The following is a 2,698-nucleotide window of genomic DNA, read 5'->3' on the forward strand; positions in this document are numbered from 1 at the left end:
GCATGTCGGCATGGCCCCGGACTCCGTGCCGCAGGAACAGCGGCATCAGGGCGGCCTGATCTACAGCCGGGGGCTTGATATCAACGGGCGCATTGTCACCCCGGACGCCCTCAAGGGCAAAACCGCGCGCTTCAGGATTTCGCCCGTCGCGCCGGACATCATCTTCGGGCCCGAAGGCCTGCCGCATGTGGGCCAGCTGCATCCCCGCGACGAAGCCGGCGGACCCGACCTTGAGGCCACCCTGTTCCTGCCACAGGACGCCCTGCCCGGCGTTCTCACCTGTCTCGCCTCGGCCTGGAAATACCTCCACATCTGGACCAGAGAACCCCCGCCCACCACAACCGGCATCACGGATTTCGCCTTCTCCCGCCGGGATGCTTAAGGGTCACGAATGTAGGGACGTCGCGTAATTGAGGTAGGCCCATCCTCCTGTTTGAAGCAGCGCGATCCACTCGCTCCGACTTCGTATCCTCAGGTCTGGATGGGCCTACCTCAATTACGCGATGTCCCCACTTTCCGGCCGCGTCCCGCTTTCAGCCCCCTTTTGCGCCTCACTCCAAGGGGTCACTCCAAGTCTCAAATGCCCACACTTTCAGAGGAATCTCCAAGTCAGCGTCAGCGACTGTTGGCACTAATCATCAACGACCGATCCATTGCCGGGCGGCGGTTGGATAGCTTTTATCTGGACGGCACCGGAAGCAGATTGGGCTTTCGCCTTTGCCACAGCCTCTTCCGTGGCGATCAACGAGTTCAAGCGGAGCAGGCTCTTCAGTCCGTTGAGCATGGGGAATAGGCGGTAGACCACTTGGGCGGCGCAGATCCCCAACATGATGTTCGCAAGTCGAGTGATCTCGACGATAGGGACATCGAAAGGCAGACGACTTGTCAGGGCCTCGGGCCACCACAATACGTACGGATTTCTATCATCCCACATCGCCTTCGCCAGCATAACGGCAACGCAGGCACCCATCGCCCAAATGAACAGTGCAAACCAAAATGAGAGTTGTCTCTCAAGCGCAGCACCATACTCACCAACTCGTTTCGGCGAAAATGCACCTGCCCGCAGGATGGTAGCCGTTAAGATCATGGTCGGTAGGGCACCCGCCAAGAGCAGGCCGAAAAGAGCGATTAGCTCTTGTGAGACACTCGTCGCCACGGGCGGCGGCGTAAGTAGGCCAATGATAGCACCCGCCACCGAAAGCAGTGCCAAACGCCAGTTCGCCCTTGCGCTCTGAAAGCTCATGGTTCGATTTTGCCGCTCTCCACCCAAAATTCAAATGACTCCCAGAGCACGCGAGCCGCGTCCTGATGGCTGATGATGGACCCGTCTAGACCGACACGCACATCACGCGACAACGCGGCCATGTGGCCGATCACCTTACCCGATGAACTCTTCAGTGCGATGGCGTCGTTTTCCATGTTCCGGAAAAGTTGGCGTGCTGACGCGACAGACGGATTCGTAGCGCCTTTGCCCCGCCCTTTCTTAAAGAACAGGGAAAGCCGAAGCTCCACATCGCCGCCTGCAGGAACCTCGGAGAGAAGCCTGTCTATGTCTGCTTCGGAATTCCCCATGATGCCAAGAATCTCACGCGCCACATCGGGGCGCGCATAGTCCTTTGCGTCGCGCCGCTCGACTGTTTCTGTCTCGCCTCGGCCTTCTGTCGCCTTGAGTGGGATGGGCACAAGCGCGACCTCCTTCACGTCGGACAAGGCTTCACCGCCAATGGACGAAATCTCGAACTCGGTCTCCAACAGCAAGTGGGAGCCGGATGCGATTGAGCCCACGCGATCCTTCAACAGCCACGTCAAATATTCTTCCAAACGGCCGGTACGGACGCCTCCGCTCTCAATTAGAACCACATGGTCACCGACAATCAGGAACTGCAGCACGCCGAGCAGGGCCTCGCGGCCGGCGCCGGGTACCTGCTGGCCTATGATCAACGCGCCAGGGTGATCCGGGCTTCCCCAGCATAGCGGTATGTTCGCGCCTTTCTCGAACCGCGCCAACTCGCAGAAGAAGAACTCGTCCGTAATCTGCGGGAAAGCCAGCACGAAGGTATCGGTCGATTGAACCAGCCCAGTGCATTCTCGGAGTAGGTAGTTGTCCCTCACCTTCTGACCATCAACCTCGTGATGCATCGCTTCCGTCACGGCTTCCTGAAGCGAGATCGAGGAAGAACGAAATGGGCGATCCGAGAGTCGCCGATATCTCGCCACTACCGGTTTGGTTTTTGTAGTCGCCATGTCGTCTAGCCCCGCAACTTCTGCGAGTACCTAAACATAAGAAGGCAGAAGAGCCATAGAGACTGCCAGGAATTCCTACTGCGGCTGGAAACGTGGGATACGAACGCAATTCTGTCTGATGTGCCACAGCCCGTTGAATGTGGGGACAAGAACGACTTCCGAAAATCGCCCCGCACTCAGAACAGCACAGCCTCAAATGTGTCACCACAACAGCTCTACCGCGCCGACAATGGCAACCCAGCGCACGCTTTAAAGGTCCAGGATCGCGCCAGCGCCCCCTCGGGGCGCATCTCTCGACGCTGACAAAATCCTACCGAAATTGCGCGGCGATGTCAAGACAAAACGTGAACATATTTCACCCCGCCCCCGCCATCAGATCCAGCGCCACCTTCAGCAGCGCCTCCACCCGCGCCGCATCGCGCTCGCCGGCCGCCGCCTCGCGCGGGGTCTTTTC

General features: G+C 59.0%; 3 protein-coding genes. 1 reads left to right on the top strand and 2 read right to left on the bottom strand.

Annotated features, from left to right (window positions below):
• A partial coding sequence (locus tag ACIQ3B_RS18530) for a hypothetical protein (protein WP_397405215.1) occupies nt 1–382 on the top strand: 382 nt, incomplete at its 5' end.
• A 249-nt stretch (nt 383–631) separates the two neighbouring features.
• On the opposite strand, the gene ACIQ3B_RS18535 is transcribed toward ACIQ3B_RS18530, so the two are convergent.
• Nucleotides 632–1,243 (bottom strand): hypothetical protein, encoded by a 612-nt coding sequence (locus tag ACIQ3B_RS18535; protein WP_397405217.1) that lies wholly within the window; start codon nt 1,241–1,243, stop codon nt 632–634.
• The gene (locus ACIQ3B_RS18540) at nt 1,240–2,244 is read right to left on the bottom strand and encodes a hypothetical protein (protein WP_397405219.1); all 1,005 of its coding nucleotides are present in this window, start codon (nt 2,242–2,244) and stop codon (nt 1,240–1,242) included. The genes ACIQ3B_RS18535 and ACIQ3B_RS18540 overlap by 4 nt, the downstream gene beginning before the upstream one ends.
• Nucleotides 2,245–2,698: the final 454 nt, after the last annotated feature.

The sequence above is a fragment of the Phenylobacterium sp. genome (genome assembly GCF_044358365.1).
In the GTDB taxonomy this organism is placed as follows: domain Bacteria; phylum Pseudomonadota; class Alphaproteobacteria; order Caulobacterales; family Caulobacteraceae; genus Phenylobacterium.

Bases quoted from the DNA above. Each gene is read 5' to 3' on its own strand.
- ACIQ3B_RS18535 (WP_397405217.1), bottom strand. From the start codon at position 1,243: ATGAGCTTTCAGAGCGCAAGGGCGAACTGGCGTTTGGCACTGCTTTCG.
- ACIQ3B_RS18540 (WP_397405219.1), bottom strand. From the start codon at position 2,244: ATGGCGACTACAAAAACCAAACCGGTAGTGGCGAGATATCGGCGACTC.